The 25314-nt window shown below is 37.0% G+C and carries 22 protein-coding genes; 5 read left to right on the top strand and 17 right to left on the bottom strand.

Annotation, left to right across the window (positions count from 1 at the left end; genetic code table 11):
• Positions 1–161: 161 nt before the first annotated feature.
• From IEV52_RS10015 to IEV52_RS10055, 9 genes are all read right to left on the bottom strand, one after another.
• Positions 162–881 (bottom strand): YebC/PmpR family DNA-binding transcriptional regulator, encoded by a 720-nt coding sequence (locus IEV52_RS10015; protein WP_188402423.1) that lies wholly within the window; start codon positions 879–881, stop codon positions 162–164.
• A gap of 145 nt (positions 882–1026) precedes the next feature.
• Complete coding sequence (locus IEV52_RS10020; RefSeq protein ID WP_188402424.1) at positions 1027–1719, bottom strand: response regulator; 693 nt, start codon at positions 1717–1719, stop codon at positions 1027–1029.
• A gap of 14 nt (positions 1720–1733) precedes the next feature.
• Entirely contained in the window at positions 1734–3305 is a 1572-nt protein-coding gene (locus tag IEV52_RS10025) for an ATP-binding protein (protein WP_188402425.1), read from the bottom strand.
• 64 nt (positions 3306–3369) lie between these two features.
• Positions 3370–4896 carry a tripartite tricarboxylate transporter permease gene (locus IEV52_RS10030; protein WP_188402426.1) on the bottom strand — a complete coding sequence of 509 codons (1527 nt, stop codon included), beginning with the start codon at positions 4894–4896 and terminating at the stop codon, positions 3370–3372.
• Positions 4897–4907: 11 nt separating this feature from the next.
• Complete coding sequence (locus IEV52_RS10035) at positions 4908–5393, bottom strand: tripartite tricarboxylate transporter TctB family protein (protein WP_188402427.1); 486 nt, start codon at positions 5391–5393, stop codon at positions 4908–4910.
• Between the two features lie 49 nt (positions 5394–5442).
• Positions 5443–6462 (bottom strand): tripartite tricarboxylate transporter substrate binding protein, encoded by a 1020-nt coding sequence (locus tag IEV52_RS10040; protein WP_188402428.1) that lies wholly within the window; start codon positions 6460–6462, stop codon positions 5443–5445.
• Between the two features lie 162 nt (positions 6463–6624).
• Positions 6625–7446, bottom strand: a complete 822-nt coding sequence (gene speD, locus IEV52_RS10045) for an adenosylmethionine decarboxylase (RefSeq protein WP_188402429.1) — start codon at positions 7444–7446, stop codon at positions 6625–6627.
• A gap of 152 nt (positions 7447–7598) precedes the next feature.
• The gene (locus tag IEV52_RS10050) at positions 7599–8816 is read right to left on the bottom strand and encodes an MFS transporter (protein WP_188403867.1); all 1218 of its coding nucleotides are present in this window, start codon (positions 8814–8816) and stop codon (positions 7599–7601) included.
• Between the two features lie 63 nt (positions 8817–8879).
• A complete protein-coding gene (locus IEV52_RS10055; protein WP_188402430.1) occupies positions 8880–12188 on the bottom strand; it encodes a hypothetical protein in 3309 nt (1102 codons plus the stop codon).
• A gap of 237 nt (positions 12189–12425) precedes the next feature.
• Between IEV52_RS10055 and IEV52_RS10060 the strand changes: the two genes are divergently transcribed.
• Together IEV52_RS10060 and IEV52_RS10065 are read left to right on the top strand one after the other, a co-directional pair.
• Positions 12426–13445, top strand: a complete 1020-nt coding sequence (locus tag IEV52_RS10060; protein WP_188402431.1) for an acyltransferase family protein — start codon at positions 12426–12428, stop codon at positions 13443–13445.
• Between the two features lie 88 nt (positions 13446–13533).
• A complete protein-coding gene (locus tag IEV52_RS10065) occupies positions 13534–14934 on the top strand; it encodes a hypothetical protein (protein WP_188402432.1) in 1401 nt (466 codons plus the stop codon).
• Between the two features lie 78 nt (positions 14935–15012).
• Here the strand turns inward: IEV52_RS10065 and IEV52_RS10070 are convergent, their stop codons facing one another.
• From IEV52_RS10070 to IEV52_RS10095, 6 genes are all read right to left on the bottom strand, one after another.
• On the bottom strand, positions 15013–16191 hold the full coding sequence (locus IEV52_RS10070) for an alanyl-tRNA editing protein (protein ID WP_188402433.1): 1179 nt from the start codon (positions 16189–16191) through the stop codon (positions 15013–15015).
• Between the two features lie 114 nt (positions 16192–16305).
• Positions 16306–17070 carry a MerR family transcriptional regulator gene (locus IEV52_RS10075; RefSeq protein ID WP_188402434.1) on the bottom strand — a complete coding sequence of 255 codons (765 nt, stop codon included), beginning with the start codon at positions 17068–17070 and terminating at the stop codon, positions 16306–16308.
• 258 nt (positions 17071–17328) lie between these two features.
• Positions 17329–17904 carry a DUF2238 domain-containing protein gene (locus IEV52_RS10080; protein ID WP_188402435.1) on the bottom strand — a complete coding sequence of 192 codons (576 nt, stop codon included), beginning with the start codon at positions 17902–17904 and terminating at the stop codon, positions 17329–17331.
• A 36-nt stretch (positions 17905–17940) separates the two neighbouring features.
• Positions 17941–18399, bottom strand: coding sequence for a GtrA family protein (locus IEV52_RS10085; RefSeq protein WP_229754255.1), 459 nt, complete (start codon positions 18397–18399; stop codon positions 17941–17943).
• On the bottom strand, positions 18353–19390 hold the full coding sequence (locus tag IEV52_RS10090; RefSeq protein ID WP_188402436.1) for a glycosyltransferase: 1038 nt from the start codon (positions 19388–19390) through the stop codon (positions 18353–18355). The genes IEV52_RS10085 and IEV52_RS10090 overlap by 47 nt, the downstream gene beginning before the upstream one ends.
• A 20-nt stretch (positions 19391–19410) precedes the next feature.
• Complete coding sequence (locus IEV52_RS10095) at positions 19411–21045, bottom strand: DUF6044 family protein (RefSeq protein ID WP_188403869.1); 1635 nt, start codon at positions 21043–21045, stop codon at positions 19411–19413.
• Positions 21046–21313: 268 nt separating this feature from the next.
• On the opposite strand from IEV52_RS10095, the gene blaOXA reads away from it, so the two are divergent.
• A complete protein-coding gene (gene blaOXA / locus IEV52_RS10100) occupies positions 21314–22117 on the top strand; it encodes a class D beta-lactamase (protein WP_188402437.1) in 804 nt (267 codons plus the stop codon).
• Positions 22118–22398: 281 nt separating this feature from the next.
• Here the strand turns inward: blaOXA and aac(6') are convergent, their stop codons facing one another.
• Entirely contained in the window at positions 22399–22842 is a 444-nt protein-coding gene (aac(6'), locus tag IEV52_RS10105) for an aminoglycoside 6'-N-acetyltransferase (RefSeq protein ID WP_188402438.1), read from the bottom strand.
• A 169-nt stretch (positions 22843–23011) separates the two neighbouring features.
• On the opposite strand from aac(6'), the gene IEV52_RS10110 reads away from it, so the two are divergent.
• Both IEV52_RS10110 and IEV52_RS10115 read left to right on the top strand, forming a co-directional pair.
• Positions 23012–23650 carry a YczE/YyaS/YitT family protein gene (locus IEV52_RS10110; RefSeq protein WP_188402439.1) on the top strand — a complete coding sequence of 213 codons (639 nt, stop codon included), beginning with the start codon at positions 23012–23014 and terminating at the stop codon, positions 23648–23650.
• A 27-nt stretch (positions 23651–23677) separates the two neighbouring features.
• A complete protein-coding gene (locus tag IEV52_RS10115) occupies positions 23678–24775 on the top strand; it encodes an AbrB family transcriptional regulator (protein ID WP_188402440.1) in 1098 nt (365 codons plus the stop codon).
• 49 nt (positions 24776–24824) lie between these two features.
• On the opposite strand, the gene IEV52_RS10120 is transcribed toward IEV52_RS10115, so the two are convergent.
• On the bottom strand, positions 24825–25289 hold the full coding sequence (locus IEV52_RS10120) for an aminoacyl-tRNA deacylase (protein WP_188402441.1): 465 nt from the start codon (positions 25287–25289) through the stop codon (positions 24825–24827).
• Positions 25290–25314: the final 25 nt, after the last annotated feature.

Raw genomic sequence — 25314 nt, forward strand, 5'->3', positions numbered from 1 at the left:
TACGTCCCACCAGTCCCGCTGCTCCCGCAGGAGTCTCGCACCTTTCGCTCCTATCAACTTCTTGCACATCAGGTTGCTTTTACAAAACCTACTAAAAAGACACATCCTTAGAAAAGAGCAAAATTAAAAAAGCAGACCCGTTTAACGGACCTGCTTCTTCTTTACTCTCCTAAATCTACGTTGTGATAGACTTGTTGAACGTCTTCTAGATCTTCTAAAGCATCGATTAGTTTTTCAAACTGAACTTGCGCATCTTCTGGAAGTTCCAAATCATTTTGTGCTAGCATTGTTAGTTCAGCTACAGTAAATTCTGTAATTCCTGCATTCTTGAATGCTTCTTGTACCGCATGAAATTGGTCTGGCTCAGCATAAACGATTACTGAATCATCTTCTTCAATAACATCACGTACATCTAAGTCTGCTTCCATAAGCAACTCTAGTACTTCATCTGCTGATTTGCCCTCAAGTCCGATTACAGCTGTTGCATCAAACATATACGCAACTGCCCCGGATACACCCATATTTCCGTTGTTTTTATTAAAAGCAGAACGAACCTCTGCGACCGTACGGTTTACATTATTTGTTAGTGTATCTACAATAATCATCGAGCCGTTCGGACCAAATCCTTCATAGCGAAGCTCGTCGTAGTTTTCCTCTGAGCCGCCTTTTGCTTTTTCAATTGCACGGTCAATGATAGTTTTAGGTACACTGTACGTTTTTGCCCGTTCAAGAACTACTTTCAATGATTGGTTTGATTCTGGATCTGGTTCACCTTGTTTAGCGGCTACATATATTTCGCGTCCGAATTTTGCATAAATACGACTTGTATTTGCGTCTTTGGATGCTTTTTTTTCTTTAATATTGTTCCATTTACGTCCCATTACGTTCACTCTCTTTCAACATTAAATCTATGTAAGTTATTATACATCAAACACAGCGGGTGTTACGAGTATAATAGCCAAAATGAAAAGCAATCCTTCTTCAAGAAGAATTGCTAAGGAACACACTTCTTAATTCTTTCAATTTTTAACCATTGCCATATTTATAGATTCTTTCAGGCCTGCCTACGCCACCATACGATATGTCAGCTGTAGCTTTTTGTTCTGAAACTAAGTATTCTAAATAACGTCTTGCGGTCGTTCGGCTAGTACCAATTCGTTCACCGAGAACTTCAGCAGTATACCCTTTTTTGTATTGAGTCAGCATCGATATCACCTTCTCTAATGTAATGGGATCAATGCCTTTTGGCAGATAAGACGGTTCGATCTCTGCCTTTTCACGTTTCAGTATAGAATCAATCAGGTTTTGGTTGATCTCTTTGTCAGCCGAAAGTTGAAGAATAGACTTTTTATATTCATGAAAATTCAATAATGTGTCCTTAAATCTCTGAAAGATAACAGGTTTTACAATGTAATCGAATACACCGTCTGAAAGTGCATGTTTAAGCGTATCCACCTCGGTTGCAGCTGTTACCATTATAACCTCTATCCCGCGAAATTCGCTCCTGATCCAGCGTAAAAAATCCAATCCGTTCATATCAGGAAAAAATATATCCAATAGGACCAAGTCAGGTTTAAGGATAGCGATTTGCTCTTTTGCTTCATCTTCATTCAGAGCAATACCGCATACTGAAAATCCTGGTACTTTTTCTACAAATTTTCGGTTGATCTCAGCGATTCTGATGTCATCTTCTACGATAAAAACTTCCCATGAGTGCATGATTCTTTAAACCTCTATTCTTTCGGGATGATAACTGTAAAGAGTGTTGTATCCGCTTTTGTTCTTTCATAAAAAAGTTCTCCGTTTAACAGTTCGACCGATTGCTTAATTAAATATAAGCCATAACCACGATCTGGACCTTTTGTAGAGAATCCCTTTTGATATAATTTATTAGCGATTGAGTCACGAATTCCTCCCCCTGTATCTTCAACTTCTATAATGAGCTGGTTGCCAAAATCCGAAAGGCAAACCTTTACTGTTTTTTCTTTATGGGTGCATTCAGCTACCTCATCAATCGCGTTATCCACGAGATTACCGATGATGGTAACCAATAATTGTCGGTCAACCTCTCCTCGTAAATTCCTAAAATGACTTGAAGGCTCTATAATTAATTCAACTTGCATCTCTTTAGACCGATTAAACTTACCTATTAAGAGGCCGCCGATAAAAGGATCCGAAATCCGTTTCATGATAAATTGTGTGAAATTCTGATGAACGTTAGACTCTATTGCTATTACATCTAATGCTTCTTGATACGATCCTAACTGAATTAACCCAGATATCAAGTACAATTTATTAGAGAATTCATGTGTTTGTGCGCGAAGTCCCTCACTATAGCCCTTTACTTGGGCTAATTCTTCATTCAGCCTATAAAGTTCATGTCTGTTTCTAAATGTCGCAACGGCTCCAATAACCTTACCGTGATCATCCAGTATCGGGACACGATTTGCTACTACTTTTGTATTGCCTAATTTCATCTGTTCGTCAAATTCACTCTTACCTGAGGCGATCACATCTACTAATCTCGTATTAGGGATGGCTTTTAAAACATTATTTCCGATTAGTGCATCATTCTCTGTCTCTAGCATCTGAAGAGCTGTTTGATTAGCAAGCGTAATGTCACCCTCACGATTGACGGCAATAACCCCTTCTCTTATTGCTTCTAGAATTGCGCTCTTTTCTTTATAAAGTAATCCGATCTCTTTGGGTTCTAACCCATGAGTGGCCCTTTTTACTCCATTAGCTATCAGTACAGACCCGATGATTCCTAGGATAAGTGTTGAAATACCAATAATTAATATCTTTAATTTATATGGCCATATATCCTCGTTAATACGATCAGTTAAGAAGCCGACCGATACCAATCCTATAATTTCCCCATCATTATTAATAATGGGTGATTTGCCTCTAACAGCTGGACCTAGTGATCCTGTTGCTTCTGTGATACTTGGTTTACCAGATAAAGCTAACTGATTATCTCCACCAACCATCTTTTTCCCTATCCGTTCTTCTAACGGATGAGAATATCTGACCCCCTCCTTGTTTCCTACTACAATATAATGAGCTCCTGTTTTCTTTCTGATCTCCTCCGCATAAGGCTGAATCCATTTTGAAGGATTTTCTGTTTTAAATGCATCTATAACGAGTGGATTATTGCTTACAGCATATGAAACACTCAGCGCTCTTTCGCCCATCTCGTTCTTCATTGTTTCTTCAAACATTCCTTGAAAAAGAACGGCTAAAATGGTGATCACTAAAAAGATAAGGGAACAGCTGATGAGAATTAATTTTGTTTGCAGTTTCATAGTTTCCCTCCAAGACAATAGAAAAGACTTTCCTAAATTGAAAGTCTTCTCTGCCAAGCTTTATTTATCCTTCAATATTAACTACAACATTTTTACCTTTTAACCTTAGAATAAATGGCACTAAGATCCATAACAGAGAACATACTAGGAAAAATGCTGAGATCGGCTGTTGAATAAATACCGTAAAATCACCATTTGATGTTGTTAATGCACGGCGCATATTGTTTTCAATCATCGGTCCCAATACAAGACCAAGTACAAGAGGTGCGAGCGGATAATCGTTCTGTGCTAATAAATATCCAGCTAAACCAAACCCTATTAAAAGAAATAGATCAAATGTTGTAGCTTGAACAGCATAGACTCCAAAAACGGATATGGCAATAATGATTGGCAATAAATATTTTGCTGGTGTTTCAATAATTTTGGCAAAGATTTTAACGAGTGGCATATTTAAGATGAGCAGCATCAGGTTTCCGATAAACATAGAGGCGATTAAGCCCCAGGCAACATCAGGATGATCGCTGAATAATAATGGACCTGGCTGAACATTGTACATAATTAGAGCACCCATTAAGATTGCTGTAGTACCAGAGCCAGGGATTCCAAGAGTTAAGAGCGGGATCATAGCTCCGCCGGAAGCTGCATTGTTAGCGGATTCTGGAGCTGCTACCCCTTCAATGGCTCCTTTCCCAAATTTCTCCGGGTTTTTACTTAACTTCTTCTCCGCTATATAAGAAAAAAATGAGGCGAGCGTTGCACCCGCGCCAGGTAAGACACCAATAAAAAAACCAAGTAAAGATCCGCGGGCAATAGGTGCAGCGCTTTGCTTTAAATCAGACCTTGTCGGAACGACTCTGCCCACTTTTGCTATTTTTTCTCCATCCTCTTCTTTGTGAAGAATGGTTTTAAACACTTCTCCTAGTGCAAACAAACCTACAGCAACGGTTAAAAACTCGAGTCCTCCAAAAAGGACGGGAATATCATATGTGAAACGGGCAACTCCTGAAACAGCATCAATTCCAATTGTAGCGAGCAAAAGACCTGTTGCAGTCATCATCCATGCTTTTGTGATCGAGCCGCCTGCAAGGCCGCTGACAGCCGCCAGTCCTAACAGCATTAACGAAAAATATTCAGCTGGTCCAAACTTTAAGGCCATTTCAGAAAGCGGTTCTGCTAGCAGCACCAAGCCCGCGATAGACACAATTCCTGCAAAAAAAGAACCGATCGCTGCGATTGATAAGGCTGAACCTGCCCTGCCTTGCTTTGCCATCTGGTAGCCATCAATTGTTGTTACAACTGAAGAAGATTCACCGGGTGTGTTCAGCAGAATGGAGGTGGTTGATCCACCATACATAGCTCCGTAGTATACACCTGCTAAAAGGATAATCGAACTAGTTGCAGCTGCTGATGGATCCATTCCTCCAGTTAGTGTTGCTGTTACGGGTATTAATAGAGCGACACCGCTCATTGGTCCGATCCCTGGCAATACCCCAACTGCTGTCCCGATTAACACACCGATAAAGGCAAAAAATAAATTCTGCGGCTGAATAGCTGTTTGAAATCCTTGTATTAAAAAATCCATTACTCCCATGCTTTTCCCTCCTAACTAAACCATACTGGCAATCCTGGCAATGAGCCTTTTAAAACAACTACAAACAAGTAATATACACAGAATGAGAATGAAGCAGCAACAATGCTATTTTTAATCCAGTTTCCTTTTTCCATAGCTTGAAACGAAATAAACAAAAATAAGAAGGTACTGATTAAGTAACCGAACATCCCTAAAAAAGCTGCATAGAGAATACTTGAGACCAAGATGATCAAAAACCTTTTGATCTGTAATGGGTTCTGAGCATTTGGTTGTTTTTGAACGGTCTTTACTGTTTCTAAAAATAATTTCACACTTAATAAGATCAGAATTAGTCCTAATAAGAAAGGAAAAACATTGGGACCAATTTCACTGCCATATGCACTGTCTGCAATGTTTCGGCTTTCTAATAAGAAAACCGCACCGAGAAGTGCAAAAAGAATACTTGCATATCGGTCAAAACTTCCTGTTCGCACGATGCCCCACTCCTTTAACAACATTATTTATTTTAAAAAATGGAGAAGTAGTTTTTACTCCTCCATCTTGACTCTATTTATTCATGTCTAATGACTTTAATAAGTCTTCTACCTGTTTTTCTTGTTCCTTTAGGAAAGATTCGAATTCTTTACCATCTTTAAACTCAGATTCCCAGCCGTTTCGTTTTAATTCATCCTGCCATTCCTGACTATCATTTAATTTCTTTAATGTCTTCTCCCAATACGATTTAGCACTATCTGACATTTCTTTAGGGCCAAAAATACCTCTCCATATCGTGAAATCTGCATCAATTCCTTCTTCTTTAAAAGTCGGAATGTCTGCCAGGTCACCTTTTAAACGCTCAGTCGAAGAAATACCAAGTACCTTTACTTTCCCAGCTTTTAAATATTCTCCAACCGCAGAAGCGTCTGTAGCAATATAATCTGCATTTCCACCTAATAAAGCAGCAATGGCTTCCCCGCCGCCATCATAGGAGACATATTTAACTGACTTTGGATCAATATCTGATTTGAAAGCGGGTAAAACGGCTACTAGATGATCCATAGAACCTGGTGCAGATCCTCCGGCAGCAGTTACTGACTTTGGATCCTTTTTTACTGCATCCATCAATTCTTTAAGGTTGTTATATTTTGAATCAGCTTTTACAACGATTGCACCAAAATCCTTGGTTAACTGTGCAAGCGGTGTAGTGTCTTGATATCCGTATGGACTGTTTCCTTCCTTCTTAAGATTATTGATTAAAATTGGAGGGGAGTTGACGTATAGTTTATAATCATCCTTTTTGTGCTGTGTTGCGTATTCTGCTAAATAAACAGCTCCTCCTCCACCTGGTTTGTTCTCAACAGTTAGTGTCTGATCCACTAATTTTGCTTCCCCGAGCACTTTCGTTAAGGAACGAGCAGTTAGATCCCACCCGCCACCAGCTCCAGATGGTGCAACAACTGTTATCGCTTTTTTGGGATAATCAGAATCCCCTGTATTGGTTCCTCCAGATCCTGAAGTACTGCAAGCGGTTAATGAAGTCATTAATACGCCAGCTAATAACCAATTTTTCCATTTTACGTTCTTCATCATGTACCTCCCATTAATTAAATGATAGCGCTTTCACAATCCTTTTTATCATCCTATCACCCTTGTACGAAATTGGAAGATTAACCACATAAAGAGCGTTTTGTTCATAAAGTTCATGAAAAAAGACCCCTGAATATTCAATATTCAGAGGTCGTACACATCTTATAGGTGATTTGGAGGATTAATATTTCTACCATAGAAGATTTCATCCATTTCCGCTTTTATTCGTTTAGAAATTTGCTTTGCGCTTTCGGTGTCTAGTGAATCTTTTGTGTAACCAAATAAATAATTATTAAGTTCAAAATCCTTTAACCTGCATTTTGTGTGAAAAATATTTTCTTGATAGATATTCGTATCAATCATGTCGTAAGTATTTTTAATATCGTCAGAAAGATAATTTTGTATGGAATTAATATCATGATCGATAAATAACTTTTGGCCTTTAATATCGCGTGTAAACCCTCTTACTCTATAATCCATTGTTACGATATCCATATCAAATGAATTGATTAGGTGATTTAATGCTTTTAGTGGCGAGATCTCACCGCATGTAGATACATCAATATCTGCTCGAAACGTACTGATTCCTTCCTCTGGATGAAATTCGGGATACGTATGTACAGTAAGATGACTTTTATCAAGCTGCATAACAACGGATTCCGGCATTGCTGTAGCTGAGTCTTCGAATGAATCTGTTGGTACTTCCACAATGGGCCCTTCAGAAACAAGAACGGTTACACTAGCTCCCTGTGGCACATAATCTTGTTTGGCAACGTTTAAAACATGAGCCCCTATAGTATCAGAAACAGTCTGCAGAATATTAGTAAGCCTTTCTGCGTTATACTGTTCATCAATATATTCGATGTATGCTTCCCGTTCTTCTTTTGTTTTTGTAAAGCATACATCATACAAATTAAAGCTTAAAGACTTTGTCAGGTTATTAAATCCGTGTAATGTAATACGTTGGTCTCGTGAAATGGTCATATCTGATTCCCCTTATGATTAGACGTACGTGATCAGTATTCGAAACTTAAATATTTCTATAATACCCATATCCGCTTTATAAAAAACGGGTGATCGTATAACAGAAATCAAAATGAATGAAAAAAACAGCAGGAAGAGTCTCCAGCTGTTTTTTAGGATTTTTGTAGCTCTGTTGGCGGTACAGATCTTTGTCTGATCATTGGCAGCATCGTTAGAATACCAAGGGCAAATAATAATGCAGCCCCTTCAAACATTACAACAAGTGAGAATGTTTCTTTTAGCCATCCGCTTATGGACATTGTTATAACCATAGCCCCCATAAACAGAGGATTTAATATCCCGTTCACACGCCCAATGAATTTTGATTCCGTACTCTGCAAAATTAAGGTATTGATACCAATGTGAATGCATGGCATGAATAGACCGCTTAGAAATTCTGCTGATAGTGTTAACCAGAATTGATTAGAGATCCCCATGATCATAAATCCTAATGCACTTGCACCCATACCAAGTGCCAGCAGAAGCTGAGGCTTCACCTTGCTTGCAATCCCGATCGTTAATCCCCCACCCAAGATCATTCCTGCACCAAAAGCAGCCATAAGCCATTGCAATTGTTCTTTAGGAAGTCCAAGCTGTTCTGTAACTAAAAAGACAGTTAACGGCTGTGTTAAGCCTAATGCTAATCCGGCTACAGCAAAACATGCCCCAAGAAGAGTCAATGATCTTCTGCTGAGCACGTAACTGAATCCTTGTTTCATCTCCGCCCAGATGGAGGTTTTTTCCTCGGTTTTCTCTACTTCTTCATCTGGTGGGAGGAACATGAGGATAACAGCTGATAATACGAAAGCTATTCCCATGATTCCGATTGCTGCATTGATGCCAAATTGCTGATATACGTAAGTACCAACGATAGGACCGAGAATCATGAATATAGCGAATAGTGTTTGATACATAGACATCCCGAGCTGGACCATCTCTTCAGGAACATGAATCTTGAACAGCTTCATACCGCTCGGCTGTGAGAATTGAGATAAGATCGACGATACAAGTGTGGCAAAAAATATTACTTTCCAGCTTCCAAACAAGAGGGTTAATAGTACAACAAAAATGGAAGCTCCACTCAATAGATCACACCAGATCATCGTTTTCTTTGGTTTCCATCTGTCAGCAAACGTGCCCCCTATAAAAGAGAACAGAAAAATTGGGGCAAACTCTGCTACTGATATTAAAGATACAGCGATTGGATCTTCGTTGGTTTTCTCAATAACGTACAAAAGAATCGAATAGTTACGCACCCAGATTCCAATTTGTAAAAAGAATACCGAAAAAAGAATCGTTCTGATCACTTTGTTTTGAAATAGCTCCCCCATTGATATTTTGGATTTACTTTGTTCTGCTTCCACCTAAAAATTCCTCCCTTTACGATGAGGTGCTTACTTCCATTCACCAAACCAAATATTCCATCTATTTAAAAGTATATCCTTTAATGGTGGATTTTCCATTCCTTTTTGTTTTTTAAATTCATTATAACTAGCAAAACCGATCAGTAAGATTCCGGTCAATAGCAGATAAACCCACCATGGCATTTTGCCCCAATATGGACGAGTTTGAATCAGAACATTCAAGAGTAAAACGATCAAACCTGTAAAGAAGTAACTCTTCTGTTTTGAGATAAACCCATAAATAATACTAATAAATGATAAGGTGCCAAGTATGATGGCATCCATAACTTGATAACTTTGCATTGCATCGATCATTAATGTAATTCCAATCATTCCAAGCAAGAAATATTGAATTATATTAGCTGTTCGCTCAGGCAGTTCCCATGTTTTTCTTGTAATCACATAACTTAAAGCAATCCAAGGCAGTACATTGAGCTCTGTTTGAATAATCTCTGCTATTTCAAACTGATCCATAAACGAATAATAGGCGAAAAGAACAAACAAACTTGATAGAGTTTGAAGTATTCTTTTTCCAATTGGCACATCCTTGAATCGTCTTGCATGCACATAAAAAAGTACAGCAATCAGAATTAAACCGATTGTTGCTATCATGTATTCAGAACGGCTCAGTCCGGTAAATACATAAATAATACCGAATACAGCAAAAAAATCAATCTGAACAATAAAAGACTTGAAATAAAGTTGTTTAAAATAATAAATTCCTGCAAGCGATATCAATATCCCTGCCATAAACCAAATAATTGAATTAAGATCTTGAGAGATTCTGTATACGATTAACATCTCGTCTAGATCAATCATCAAGTAACCTAGAATCATGACAGATGCATATTTCCAGTACCCCTTTAATGACTGATAGAAAAGAATAAAACCTACTAAGATAGCAGCATGTAAAAGTAGATAAAGATCATTCGTGACACGGCTCGTCATATATTCTCCAAGGAAAATCAGTGAAAACGGAACGACATAAAGTTGCAGCCGCTGCTTCCACTCTTTATTCAATAGGAAATATAGACCGACAAGAATAACGCTGTAAATCACTGGTCCTTCGTTTGAAAGCCATTCTTTTATCGCATAATGGAAACCTATAGCTAACAGTGTTAATCCTGCGTAATAATTAAATCTAATTTCATATTCTATACGTGTACGGAACATGTAGAGGCCATACAGAAAAGCAATAAGTAAATATGGTATAGCTGCTCCAGTAATCAATAAACAATAAATAAACGTTAATAAAATAACTAAATGAGACACAGCTTTAATAGGGTATTCACTTTTATAATCAATCCGCTGAAAAACTTCCCCACTCACAAACAACATATATGAAATCAAGATATACACATATGTAGATGGCTCTTCTGTTAATAAAAGACCAAGTAGCTGTGCGGTATAGTACAATGCAAAAAACAATCCAATCTGAATTCCTGCATACCCTGCTTTTAGTTTGAAGTGCTGAGTGAAAAACCATAAAACTACCATTAATAAAACAGACGATAACAATTTAACCCATGTTATATCTCCACCGAATGAGATATCAAGAAAATTTAAGACTGTCGTTACAGTTGCGGTTGAAATAAAAGTTGCAGAGAATCGCTCACGTTTCTTTTGCCAAATATAGATGACTAATAATGTAATGCACCCTGCTATCATTGATAATGATAAAGTGGGTTCTGGCAGAAACTTCATTCCTAAAAAGAAGATCGAAAAAAATAAAAACGAAGGAATCAGCCAAGCTGTAATCTGTTTTTCTTTTACACTTCCTATTAAGAAATGACGAATAGAAAGTACGGTTAAGATGACAGAAACTACACTTGCCTGCCCATAGTGTTCAGTTAAAGAGGTTAATAGAAAACTAAGCAGTGCACATCCGCCTCCAACAAAAAGACTGGATCTGTGCAAAGGATTAAGGAATTGCCCAATCGTATAAGAAAGAACGGCTGATATCCCAATCGCTAAACTAATATAGTCTACATAGGTTTTACTCATCAAATGATACACTTCCATAAATGCACATATGAGATAAAAAGGAGCCAAGTATTTAAAGAATGAAAATGTTGAGTGGTAACTTAAATAAATAAAATTGGATGCTAGCACCAAGTAACCTAGCAGAAGCCATACACTGCCTTCTCCTATGGATAACAGGATACCCTCGAAAGTTATATATAAGAATGCAAGAATCGAAATGGCCCCATTGGCCATTTGGTAATAAGAATGCAGCTTTTGATCCGAAAACTTTCCAACCAGAAGTAAAACAAGTGGTACGATAACGACTAGTAATAAATGATATTCAATTAATATAGAGTTTTGAATCAGTTGATACAGTCCGTATGTGATAAATCCAATAAATAATAGCTCGTATTCTTTTCTTTGATTAACCATCCTCATCGCTAAATATAAAACAGCAGTTAAAATGATATTGAAACTTTGATAAAGTTGGTTTTCAAAGATAATAAGAATAAAAACAGTTGATAGAATAAGATTCGCTTGTATAAACACAGGTAATATTTTTAAAAATATGTTTTGACTTTTAGTTCTTTTAACGTGATATAGAACAATAAACGCTACATTTCCTAAGGCATAGACAAAATAAAAAGTTTCTTTTGTCAAACTAAATGACAATATTAAATACGCATACCCAATCGCACTTGCAATAAAAGTTAACCAACTAAATAACCTTGACTGAAAGTACGTGCCAAAACAAAAATAAATCGGAATACAAACTACTGTTGTAAGGACACCTAAAACATATCTTCCCTCACCGTAAAAACTGAGCCATACACCAAATAACTGAAAAAACCCTGCTGAAAGAACAGTTATAGGGATGAACAGTGCAAACAGAACAAAGAATGTAAAAGCCGTTTTTCTTATTTGAAGTATTCTCTCGGAAAGCGCACCTAAACCCCCGAATAAAATAGCGATACCTCCAACAAGCATCGTTTTGGTTAACGAACTAAAAACTTCCCAATTGCTTGTTGCAAGAGTAAGCCCTCCTAACAAAAGAAGGATTACTCCCGCTGCCATGAGTGTTGTAATATTTCTCTCTCTTCTTTGTTCAGGAGTTATTTCGACTCTTGGTTTCGGTACTATTACAGGTTTTACAGGCTTTGGCTTTGGTTCTGGAATAATTGTTTCTGTCAGTTCCATTGCTTCTATTATCTCTTTTCTCCGCAGATCATCTCTAAATCTGTAATAGCCATCAAGAACGGTAATGTAATCTTTTTCTTTTACATATCCACCATCTTTTAACTCGTTTAGATCTCTTATAAATCTGGACTGGTCCATTCTATAGCCTCCTAGAAAAACCCCTCTGTTGAATGTATGTAACAAAAAGAAAAGAGATAACATGCGTTACCTCTTTCTAATAACTCATTTATCATAGTAATAATTTTACATTAATTCCAATTATCTGTCACTACAACACTGGTAAAAAATAACTTGCAAGGCCATCTTTCATTTTGGAAAAACAAATTTATGTGAATACTGTTAGAGCAAAAATGTTCTCATGAAGGTGGGTCAAAAATGGATCGGATCTACTCCGTTGACTATATTAAATTTTACGCCATTTTTGCTGTAGTTGTTATACATGTCTTTCCTTTAGATGGATTTACCGGTTATTTTGTTATCGATAATATGGCTAGGTTTGCTGTTCCATTTTTCTTTGCTGCTTCTGGCTATTTTTTTGCTCTAAAGATACAACGGGAGGAGGTCCCTTTTCTTTATTTTAAAAACTTTATAATAAAGCTGGTGAAACTATATGTTGTTTGGCTTATTTTTTATGTGAGCTATGATGTTTTGTTCATCCTATTAGATAGTGTTAATGTTCAGGAGAAACTAATCACATATTTTAAACAAATTACATTCCTAAACCTTCTTTATTATGGAAAAGGAACTAGCGGATATCAGTTGTGGTTTCTAACAGCACTGATTTGGTCTATGATCACAGTTTTTATATTTATAAAGTTAAAACAAATCAATGTATTATTTTTCATTAGTTTTGTTTTAAACCTACTTGGACTTTTCGGACAAGCGTACACGATGTTTTATAAATTTCCCATTAGCAGCACACGTGATGCAGCATATTTTGGTTTGTTCTATACAACACTGGGTGTATTGTTTGCGCTAAATAGTCGTCTTAGCAGCCTGAATAAATTAAGCGGACGCATTTTTTTAGGGTTAGCCCTTATCGGTCTATTTGTACAAGCCATGGAAGGGTTTATCTTGGATAAGATTCTATCCGGGAGTCATGGTGAATACTACTTCTCAACGATTCTTTTAACTGCTTTTCTGTTTTTGTTTGCACTAAATTATAAGAAGTTAGGAAAAGGCTTATACATAACAAAAGTAGGTGCTAATGCTTTAGGCATATACATCATTCATGTGTTTTACTTAGATCTGTTTAATAAGTTCATTAAATTTATAGACTTGAAACATCTGTCAGAGAACTTTATTTGGAATGTGGGTTATTCCATTTTCTTATTCACCATTTCTTACTTAACATATGATTATCTTCAAAAAATAAAACGCGGCATACTACAGTAAAAGTTCCTCTCACCCCTTCTTTTTCTCATCATATCCTGTATTACATGACGAAAGGGCTAATCACCCATTTCACAGGGGAGGAATACAGATGGGCGTTGAATTAACAGCGCTGCATTGGATTTATGTTGTGTTTATCGGTTTGATCATAGGTTTTATGGTGAAAAGACGCGATACTACTTTGATCTGTATCGTTGGTATCTTTTTGATCGCCATAACTGCCACAGGTTCATTAAGTGGTTCGGTAAGCAGTATTTTTAATAGTTTCATTTATGCCATTACAGAGCTTCTTCCTACGATTCTCGTTATCTCTATTATCGTTGCCATGAGCAGAACACTAACAATTACAGGAATCAATGACGTGATGATCTCACCATTTTCAAAACTTATACGTACACCTGCACTTGCTTATTGGACGATAGGTATTGTGATGATGGTGATTTCCTGGTTTTTTTGGCCTTCTCCAGCAGTGGCACTTATGGGTGCGGTACTTCTTCCAGTAGCCATTCGAGTTGGTCTTCCCGCGTTGGGAGTGGCTATGGCCATGAACTTGTTTGGCCATGGAATAGCCCTATCAGGCGATTATATTATTCAAGCTGCTCCAAAATTAACAGCTGATGCTGCTGGGCTTAAAGTGGGTGAAGTAATTGATGCTAGTATTCCGCTCGTATTTGTGATGGGATTAGTGACAACAGCAGCTGCTTTCTACTTTTTAAAGCGGGATATGAAGTCTGGGAAGTTGAATGCTACTACTGGTTTAACAGCAGAACCGGTAAAGCAAAATACTGAACAAGAATTAGGTTTGTTGTCACAGGGGCAAAAGCGTTTCTTTGCACTTTTTATTCCGCTGATGTTTGCGCTTGATGTAGCTGCCATGTACATTCTTAATCTGCAAGGCGGAGATGCGACAGCGCTTATTGGAGGAACGTCAGTTTTTATCCTTTTAATAATTACGATGGTCAGTCATAAGAATAAGGGATTGGAAAAAGCAACTTCTTATATGATTGATGGTTTTCAGTTTGGGTTTAGAGTTTTCGGACCTGTAATCCCGATCGCTGCATTCTTTTATCTTGGTGACTCAGGTTTTACTAAGATTATTGGTGAGTTCCTTCCGAAAACTTCCCATGGAATCGTAAATGATCTTGGTGTTGCATTAGCTTCTGTTGTGCCGTTGAGCAAGGAGATCGGTCCGGTAACATTAACAGTCGTAGGAGCGATCACTGGTCTTGATGGATCTGGTTTTTCAGGAATCTCGCTAGCAGGCTCTGTTGCGAATATATTTGGAACGGCCATTGGAGCGGGAGCTGCTACTTTAACAGCATTAGGTCAAATTTCAGCCATATGGGTTGGTGGAGGAACATTGGTGCCATGGGCATTGATTCCAGCAGCAGCGATTTGTGGAGTTGATCCATTTGAACTTGCAAGAAGAAACTTAAAGCCGGTTGCCATTGGCTTGGTTGTAACGACGATTGTAGCGATTTTCTTGATTTAATAAAAAGAGGAGTGTGGCATATTGCCTCACTCCTTTTTATGTTTCAACCATTTTAAAATTTTTCTTATTTTTGTCCGATCAGATGTTATTCACTAGATTTTGGCTAGCGAATTCAACGAATCTAAACATATCTTCCTTTGTAGAGAAGCCAGCTTGAGCTGATTTATCACTTCCGCCGCCTTTTCCGTTAAAAGAACAGAGGTGTTCTTTAAAAAACTTACCGCAAGAAATGTTATTCGTCCCGTTATGGATCAAAATGATACGATTTTCAGTTATTGCCGCAAATAAAATCAATAGATTGTTTTCATTTGCTACTTTTATTGCAAGCTCTTTTGTATCATCAAATGATTTTCCTTCAAACATGTAAGAAAGGTATCCGTCTTTTTCATGTAAAAGCAGGTCTTTTGCTAAATAGGTATTATTTTCTTCTTTAAGCAGTTTAACTTCAGCTTCCAATTCTCTTTGTTCAGTTTCCCACTTTTCAATTCGATTCAAAATTTCACTACGACTCGTATTAAATTTAGAAGAGATCAATCCAAGAATTTTTAAACTATCATTATAATCAAGAAGTGCACGTTGTCCGCACTTAAAATATAAACGTACAGCTCCTTTTTGTTTTTCGGCCTTTAGAAGTTTAATTATACCGATTTCAGCGGTTGATCGAACATGAGTACCTCCGCAAGCATTGTGTTCAATGCCTTCTATTTCAACAATCCGGATATTTTCCGTTACCTTTGGCATTTTTAATAAAGCTAATTGCTGAAGTTCTTCGTGAATTACAAATGAGGTATGTACCTTTCTGTTCATATAAATCTCTGCATTAACTGCTTGTTCGATCGTATCCATTTGATTTTGGTCTAGCGCACCCATCTCGATATCAATCGTAGAGTAATCCTGTCCTAAATGAAAGCTTATCGTGCGTGCTTCGTATAAGGAATAACAAACAGCGGATAAAAGATGCTGTCCAGTATGTTGCTGCATGTGATCAAACCTTCTGTTCCAGTCTAACTCACAGTTCACGGATGAAGTTTCAGGTAACCTCTCTAATTGGTGAACCACTTCATCATTATCAGTAAATACATCTAAGACCTTTATTCCGTCTATCGTTCCTGCATCAAACGGCTGGCCACCTCCTGTTGGATAAAAGGCGGTTTCCTCTAAAATAACAAAGTATTGGTCCTCCCTTTGAAATGTTTTTCTAATGCTTGTTTCCCATTTCGTTATATAAGGTGAAGAATAATACATTTTTTCATTCATAACCGTTCATCCTTTCTTTCTCTGTGCATTTAGTGTAAACCAACATGAGTAATGACGAAACAAAAAAGAGATAACCATATACGGTTACCCCTTTTAACTGACCTTCATTTAAGTTTACTTCTTCATGCCCGTATAAATGTGGATAGCATCTCTTAAGAATTCTGCCGTTCCTGGTTGTTCTTTATCATAATAAGCGGTGAATCGTTCATCATCCACATACATTTGTGCAAGACCCGCGTGAGCTTCCTTGCTATATTCATTCCAATAGAACGTCAGCCACTGTTTATGAAGATCTGCTGCTTTTTGAGCTAGATCACCAGATGGATCCCCTGTTTTAAAGGCTTCTGCTAGAGTAGTGTGAATATCCTCTGCGAGCTTCGTTACTTCATCATGCTCTTCCTGAGACATATTCAATACTTTTTCGTTTGATTTATTTACAGTGTTGTCTCCGTATTTTTCACGAATCTCTTTTCCGTATTTTTGTTCATTCTCTTCTACCAATTGCTTTTTAAATCCTTCAAATTTCTCTTTATCAGTCATCGTTATTCTCCCTTCGTTAGCAGCAATCGTCTGATCCACATTCGCGATTAGACGGTCCAACTGTTTTCGTTTGTTCAGGAGCTTTTCACGGTGTTCTTGGAGCGCATCTGCAGCATTAAATATTGGTGATGTTATGATTTCCTTTATTTGATCAAGTGGAAGCCCGAGTTCTTTGTAAAATAAAATTTGCTGTAGTCTGTCAACTTCTTCCCGGCCATATATACGATACCCTGACGAGTTTATTCTTGCCGGCTTAAGAATGTCAATCTCATCATAATATCGCAATGTTCTAGTACTTACTCCAGCTAACAGACTAAGCTTTTGAATGGTGTATTCCATGTGATCACCTCCTGACAATTCTCACTTTACACCTTTACGCAACGTGAAGGTCAATGGGTATTCGTTAATATTTTATATTTTTTTCTATTGTTGATTATTATGATGCCTCTGATATGAGATCAGAGAGATTGGCAGCTCGTGTTTTATATCCATCGTTTTCTATGTATTTGAATGGTTTACAGAGAGACAAAGACATAAACAATAAAAAAACCACATGCAGATTCTACTTGTGGTTTAAATAATTCATTTTTATTATTGTTAACTCATTTTAAATCGCCTTTTCGTTTTAAATGCGGCAACAGCTGCTATTAACAGGGCTCCTGCCGTATCAGCCAGCAAATCTACCATCGTATCAAAATTCCCTCCGCCTTGTAGGGTCATAGCGAAGAATTGATCCATACTGAATTCATAGATCTCCCATACAACTCCGCCGAATACCGAAAAGGCTAGCACGAATAAAAATACCAGCCAGTATGAGATATCACTTCTTGCGTGTTGGTGTGTCATTCGTTCATAAAGAGCGATCGCTACAAATGCCAATAGTGCTCCACTTAAAAGATGTAAGAATGTATCCCACCAACCTAGATGGTAAAAGCCCAAAATAGACCCTAGATACTGTGAAGCAAAGAGAAAAGCAAAATAGGAGATCATGATCGGCATGTTAAATTTTATTTTCGTAAAAAGAATTAAGCATAAAGGAACAAGTCCACAAAAAATTGCGCCAAAGGCTACCTGATACCTATGTGTTTCACCTTTAGTAAAATAATAAAAACAAAGGTAAGCCATAAATATGACATATGCAGCACTTAGAATCAGCAGAAATTTACGTTTCAATATATGGTCACCTCAGTTTTGATAAGAAATTACAGTTTATGATTGTTGATCGCTCTTTTTTCTATTCAAAAAGACCAAGTGTTTTTGTCCGAAAAAATTCGTAATCGTGTACAGACCTGCTCCAAATAATACAGATGCCTCTTGATGCGTAATAAGCATCAAGTTTACAGGCTTAAGCAAACCACTCCATATCAGATCACTCATACCATAAGAAGCAAAATAAGATAGCATAATGACAGCTATAAAACGCAAGCCGCTCCCGCCCAAAGAAGCTTTGCTTTTAAAGGTGAAGTTACGGTTTAATATAAAGCTTATTACAGCACCACATGCGTTTCCTATACATGTAGACAGCCAATAGCTCATGCCAAATCCGTTCATCATGATAAAAATAATGGACAGCCCCATACATGTATTAACGATGCCAACTAACAAAAAGCGGATTAAGGAATTAGTTGGTTTCAGGAAGTTTTCGAAGGTTGAGATTATATGATTCATCTTTTGCTCGCTGTGTATTGGTTAATGGAAGCGGCTTTGTATACGTCTTTGAATCCATTTCTACAATGTATTTTGGACGTCGTTTAGATTCTTTGTATATTTTGCCAATATATTCTCCAATCAAGCCGATCCCTATTAATTGAAGTCCGCCAATTAGCCAAATAGAAGTAATAAGGGAGGTCCATCCTGTCTCCGTTTCTCCGATAAATTTTAAGGAGAAAAAGTAGGCACCGAACAATAAGCTGACAAAGAAGGAAACAAGACCTGTTAAAAGAACAAAACGAATGGGTGTGACAGAGAATGAAGTAATACCATCAAAAGCGAAATAAAGCATCTTTTTTAGCGGGTATTTTGTTTCTCCTGCCAAGCGTTCTTTTCGGTCGTAAAAAACAGATGTTGATCTATAGCCAATTAGTGGGACAATTCCTCTTAAAAACATATTTACTTCCTCAAACTTCTCTAGCTCCTGTAAAGCTCTCTTGCTCATCAATCGAAAATCCGCATGGTTATAAACCAGGTTTACTCCCATTTTATTCATTAGCGTATAGAAGAACTCTGCTGTTCGCCGTTTAAAAAATGTATCACAGTCCCGTTTTTTTCTTACACCATAGACGATGTCATGTCCTTTTTTAAACTTTTCGATAAAATTGGGAATTACGTTAATATCATCTTGAAGATCTGCATCAATGGATAATACACAATCGGAAGAGTCTTTAGCAGTAAATAGTCCTGCTAATAAAGCGTTCTGGTGACCAACATTTCTGGAGAGCTTTAGGCCGCTAACATGATTATCCTTTAAACTTCTTTTGTGTATGATTGTCCATGTTTGGTCCTTGCTGCCGTCATCGACAAATAATAAATGACTTTCTTTTGAAATCTGTTCATCAGCAATCATGGTTATTAAAAGCTCATGAAGAGAATCAATTGTTGTAGGCAGCACTTCTTCTTCGTTGTAACAAGGAACAACGATCGTCAAAACAGGTTGTTTCATATATAGTACCTCCTGGCTGTTTACATCGCCTTGTATAAATGAATTTTCCACACTGATGAATCAGATTCAAAAACCCTTTCAAGCTGCAAGCCGATCTCCTTGGCATTATCAATCGGAAGAGCTGAAAATATGTATTCTCCCCCAAGCTCTTTAAAAGGTTTTACGCTTAGCTGCAGGTTATTCAGTCTTTCTTTTGAATTCTTTTTAAACATATAATGTTTGCCGAGCTGATCGGTAAAGATATAGCAGCGTCCTCCCCATTCATCATAATACGTGCGCAGGCTCTTATTTTTCAGTAGCTCTTTCTCCATTATTTCCCGAAAGGCGTATTTGTATGTTAACGGATAGAAATTGTTATACGTATCAAGCGTATAGAAACCGTTATATTGTGCAATTGCCGGATGAATGCCGATGCTTGCAACACGATAGCTCTCTAAAGGCTTTGCAATGTAGTCTTCAATATCTTGAAACAAGCTTTCAGCATAAAATTCTTTTACAGACGGTTTTTTTCTATAAATGATCTCATCGTTAAACAAACATAAAATGACTATTTGACCCAAAATAAAGTATGGAATGGTACTCTTTAATGCTTGACTTTGATCCAAGATAATTTTCAAGCCAAGCGCAAAACCCATGTAAATTACGAGCGGCCTCAAAAAATGAAACCTGGCAAAATTAAAGGTATCCAGAAAATGAAAACGTTCTGTTAACGGAAGCCAGCCTTTATAGAACCAAAATGCATACCACGCTGATAATGCAAAATTTAATACAAACAAGAACACAAACACTTTTTCTTGTTTCCAGATCTTTTTAAAGATGACTAAACATAGAGCAAGAATGGTTACAAGAAGAACAAATAGACCATGAACTGTCATAACATGTGTGTGACCGAGTACAAAGTTCTTAAAAGTAAGTCTTGTTACCCACCAGAACGGTAATCTCGCATGAAAATATTCATCTCTTGTATTCGGCTCATCATCGAAGATAAAAGAATAGACGAGACGATATTCAACTAATAGAAAAACAGAAGTCATAAAGGCGATTGATGTGAAGAAACGCCAATTCCACCCTTTTCCTCGAATAACATCCACTAGCCAGAATATCCCTAAAGCAAATAAGAAAAAGAAAAAACCTAATACAAAGCTTGAATAAAACGGAAGCAGTGCGAGAACTAAATAGTTTCTCCACCCGCTTTCTCCATCTCGTATATTTAAGAATGCCCACAAAGCTAAAGGCATTCCAAGTGTACTGAGCATTCCAGAAGGCCAGAATGGAGTAAGTGCAAAAGCCAGTGCTGTACCAACTGTGATCAACATATACTTGGGCTCACGAAGATAATGTTTCTTTAATAGTAAATACATACCTATAAAGGCAAAGAATCGGGTAATCCCTTGACTGATCACATAAGCGGTCATCGTGGGGAAGATGGCATGCAGCCAAACAATGCCACTAAATTCTGTCCCGAGTGCGTTTCTCGGAAGGCCGTTGATAATTTGAGGTATAGTTGAATTTACGCTTCCAAATAACATATTGCTCTCATCTAATACTTTGTACCAGGCAAGATTAGAATCAAGGTTATCATGGACACGAATATGAGCATTCTCACCCAATAGGAATAAGGGTGATAAATAAAGAAGGATGATAGACAACGCAATATATAAACATTTACATTCGATTGCATCTACATTTTTTAAGAACAATAACAACACCCCATCTTGTAAATAGAGTCGATTATAAGGGTTCACAAATAAAAAAGAATGTATACCCGAATTTCACCCAATAAAAAAAGACACCAAAAAAAGTTCTCTTACAATATGATGACTTCTTATTTTTAAATACATATTAGGCATTAATCCTCTTTAATTCCAAATATTACAAAAGTAAAATGATTGTGAAAAATTAATTGAATGAGGTGAAAGGAAAATGAAAAAGCTTATCTATTTGTGTGCATTTCTTGCTCTGATCGGTTCTGTTCATTTTTCTGTACAAGCTCAGACATCGAAAAATCAACAGAAAATGAAAATGAAAGAACAAGATGTGGAGAAGTCTTTTGGAACAATTGAGGGTACCTTTCTCATTAAAGATGTTAAAACAGGTAAAACATTTATTTATAACCGTAAAAGAGCAAATGAAAGGTTTACTCCTGAATCTACATTTAAGTTACCTAATGCCCTAATCGGCTTGCAAACAGATGCAGTTCGTGATGAATATGATGTAAAACGCTGGGATGGAATTGTTCGTCAATTCGAAACATGGAATCGAGACCACACGCTAGGATCTGCTATGCGAGAATCGGCTATCTGGTATTATCAGGAAATGGCGCGAGATATCGGGGAAACACAAATGAAGGATTGGGTAAGTCGTTTAAACTATGGTAATAAGGATATCAGCGGCGGTATCGATCATTTTTGGCTTGACAGTACGCTAAAAATCACTCCATTCGAGCAACTGAATTTTATTGAAAAATTATATAATGAGGAACTCCCTTTAGATCATAACGTTATAAAAACCGTTAAGCGAATGATGATTCAGGAAGAAGGAGACAGTTTTACTCTTTACGGAAAATCAGGAACACGTTTATCTGATTTAGGATTAGGATGGTATGTAGGTTTTATAAAAACAAACAAACAGGATTTTATATTCGTGACAAATGTTCAAGGTCCTGGTTCACAAGCTAAAGCGATAACAGTTGACATTTTAAAGGATTATCAAATCATGAATTACTAAAATGAGGAGGTGAATCTTCTGTAGGTTCACCTTTCCCCATATCCGTACATTAAGCTAATGGAGGAAAAAATGAATATATTTAGAATCGTTATTACCCTAATCGGGATCATATTTAGTTTGCACCTCTTAAGAACTATGGGGCTTGTAACTTCCCTTTTATTCTTAACAGGGTATCTACTGATATTTTATAATAAATCTCTCCTACACAGAAAAAGAGTAGTCTCATTAGGACTCCTCTTCATGGTACTTTCTTTTCTTTTACCCATCATTTTGTTTATGCATTAATTTATATCTTTTATAAAAGCAATTAAACGATTTGCCTCTTTAAAACCTACACTAGTGTGAAAGTGATAACTGGTATCATTGGATAGTTCAATATCGGATCCAATTTGTTTACACCCTTTAGATTTTAACCAGTTCTCACCCTCGACGATTAGATTCTTTGATACGCCTTCCCTTCTGTAATCAGTCTTGACATAGATTCCTTCTACAAAGCCGGTAGGACTTGATTTCGATCCCTCTACGTAGTCGCTTCTGATTGAAACATGAATAAATGCAATCGGCTCTGCATCATTTAAACACAAGAGCACTTTGTCTTTCATAGACAAAAGCAGTGCGGCAAACTCTTCACGGAGCTCATTAAAATTATTCTCTGGCCATAGTTCCACGCCCATTTTTGTTAATTGATCAAGATATTGTTCGCTTGCTTCAACAAATGATTTCATATGTAGACTCTCCCCTATTGTATGTTCTAGATAGTATAGGTTCAAACAAAAACAAAGATATCCTTCTGTTTGGTTAAAACAAGTGAGTGCATCTTGTTTTATTTTTTCTGCCGATTGCTTTATAGTCTAATTAGTTCATAGGATTTTATTGGAAAGTGAGGGAAGGGATATGAAGTACGGACTAAAGCTTATCTTTTTTCTTATTGGTTTAATTATTTTTAGTTATGGTATCGCTATTGCCATACAGGTTAAATATCTCGGAGTTAGCCCATGGGATGTTCTCAATATCGCTTTATATGAAAAGTTCGGGTTTACGATTGGCACATGGAACATTATCGTGGGTCTCCTATTGATCACAGCTACACTTTTTATTAATAGAAAGTACATAAATATCGGAACTTTCTTGAATGCTGTCCTTGTTGGTGTTTTAGTGGATTTATTCTTGTTTTTTCAAATACTTCCTCGTTCAGTGAATGTATATTTTGATATTTTTATATTATTTGCCGGAATTATTTTGATGGGAATCGGTGGAGGAATGTATTCAGCTGCAGGGATTGGAGCTGGTCCAAGAGATGGATTTATGCTTTCTATTTCTGAAAAAACAGGATTATCCATTAGCAGGGTAAGAATATGCATGGAATGTTTCGTGCTTCTAATCGGTTTAATTATTGGTGGGCCAGTATTTATTTTCACGTTTATCTATACGTTCATACAAAGTCCGATCTATCAAAAGTCCTTTTTATTATGTAAAGAATGGATAAATAAGTTATTGTGTTCTTTAAAGGAAAAAAAGAAAATAGCAAGCTAATTATTCATTATGAAGAAGGTATTATAAATGATCAGTTTTTCAAAAATAAAGGCACGTCAACTATTCTTGACTTTAATTACCGCCTTTATAGGTGGTGTTATCTTTAACTATTTGAACTGGCCAATTCCTTGGCTTTTAGGTTCGATGACTGCTGTGTTAATTATAAACCAGCTGGGCTGGATAACATTGTACTGGCCAGTCGCGTTAAGAAATACAGGTTTAATCATAGTAGGTTATTCTATAGGAATAACATTTACAAAGGAAACACTTATCATTATGGGAACTATGCTTCCTTCCATGGCATTCATGACCATGCTGCTCTTAACAATATGTGCTGGGATGGCATTCATCATTTCACGTGTAACAAATATTAATTTTCCAACAGCACTAACAAGTTCTATCCCTGGGGGTTTATCGCAAATTATAACCTTTGCAGAAGAAACGAAAGGCATAGACATTACGACCGTTACTTTTTTCCAAGTAACCCGGCTTATTGTCATTATCTTTGCTGTCCCCTTTCTTATTTTTAGTCCATTTTTTTCTAAAGAAGGAATATACCCTGTACCAGATGTAATTACTCAAGGTGTACAGAACTCATTTTTTCCTCAAATTGTTTTCTTCGCAGTATTTTCTATCTTAATGGCCGTTATCGGAAAAAAGATAAAACTACCTACTGCATACCTTTTAGGTCCTATTTTAGGAATTGCTGTTTTGAATATTTCTGGTTATTCAGGACCACCTATTCCAGGTTCGATCCTGGATATCTCCCAATTTTTGATTGGTGGTTATATTGGATTATTGCTTAAGCCCGATAAGTTGAGAAGTAAAATAAGAATAGTTCCTATCGCTTTGATAAGTGGAATGATGTTGGTCGGGATTTCATTTGCGTTAAGTCTTGTATTAATCCACCAATACCAATCCCCCCCTGTCACTAGTTTCTTAAGTCTTGCTCCTGGTGGTGCTGATCAAATGGGGATTATTGGCCATGAATTAGAAGCAGATGTTACCATGATTACAGGTTATCAATTATTTCGGATTTTGTTTATCTTTTTCGCAGTTCCCCCACTATTAAAATGGATTTTGCTTAATCGTTTCATAAAAGAGGCAGCTAATAATGAGAAATAGTTCACTTCGTTAAATATCTAATAACCCAATGAAATAATCATTGGGTTATTTATTTTCTAATGCGTCCAACTTGTCCACCATTTATTTGTACCATTTCTTCTACATTCATTTTTATTAAAGAATAGGGAGACCCTCCTCCTGTATAAATACATTTAAGTTCTGCCACTTTCGAATCAATTAAAAAACTGGCTTCAAACCCAAACGAAGGTACTCCTCCTGCTGGGAAACCTGTATGTCTTAATACTTCCTCTTCAGTAGCTAAACGAGGGCGATCAATTTTAAGTACCTTCCCAACACGTGATGTACTTGCACGGTCTTTTCCTTTTACAACAGCTACAATCAATCGGCCTTCCGAATCTACCATACAAATATTCTTTACAAATTCATCGATTGAGGCATTTATTGCCTTTGCAGCTTCTTCTACTGAGTGACAGGATTCTGCCAATACAATTTGTGAAGCATTTATGTTGTTCTCTTTAAGAAATCCCTTAATCACCTTGTGGTAGTTTTCCAACGGATAGACCCCTTTCTGTTCATAT

Origin of the sequence: Fictibacillus barbaricus (assembly GCF_014635025.1) — a bacterium.
Classification (GTDB): domain Bacteria; phylum Bacillota; class Bacilli; order Bacillales; family Fictibacillaceae; genus Fictibacillus; species Fictibacillus barbaricus.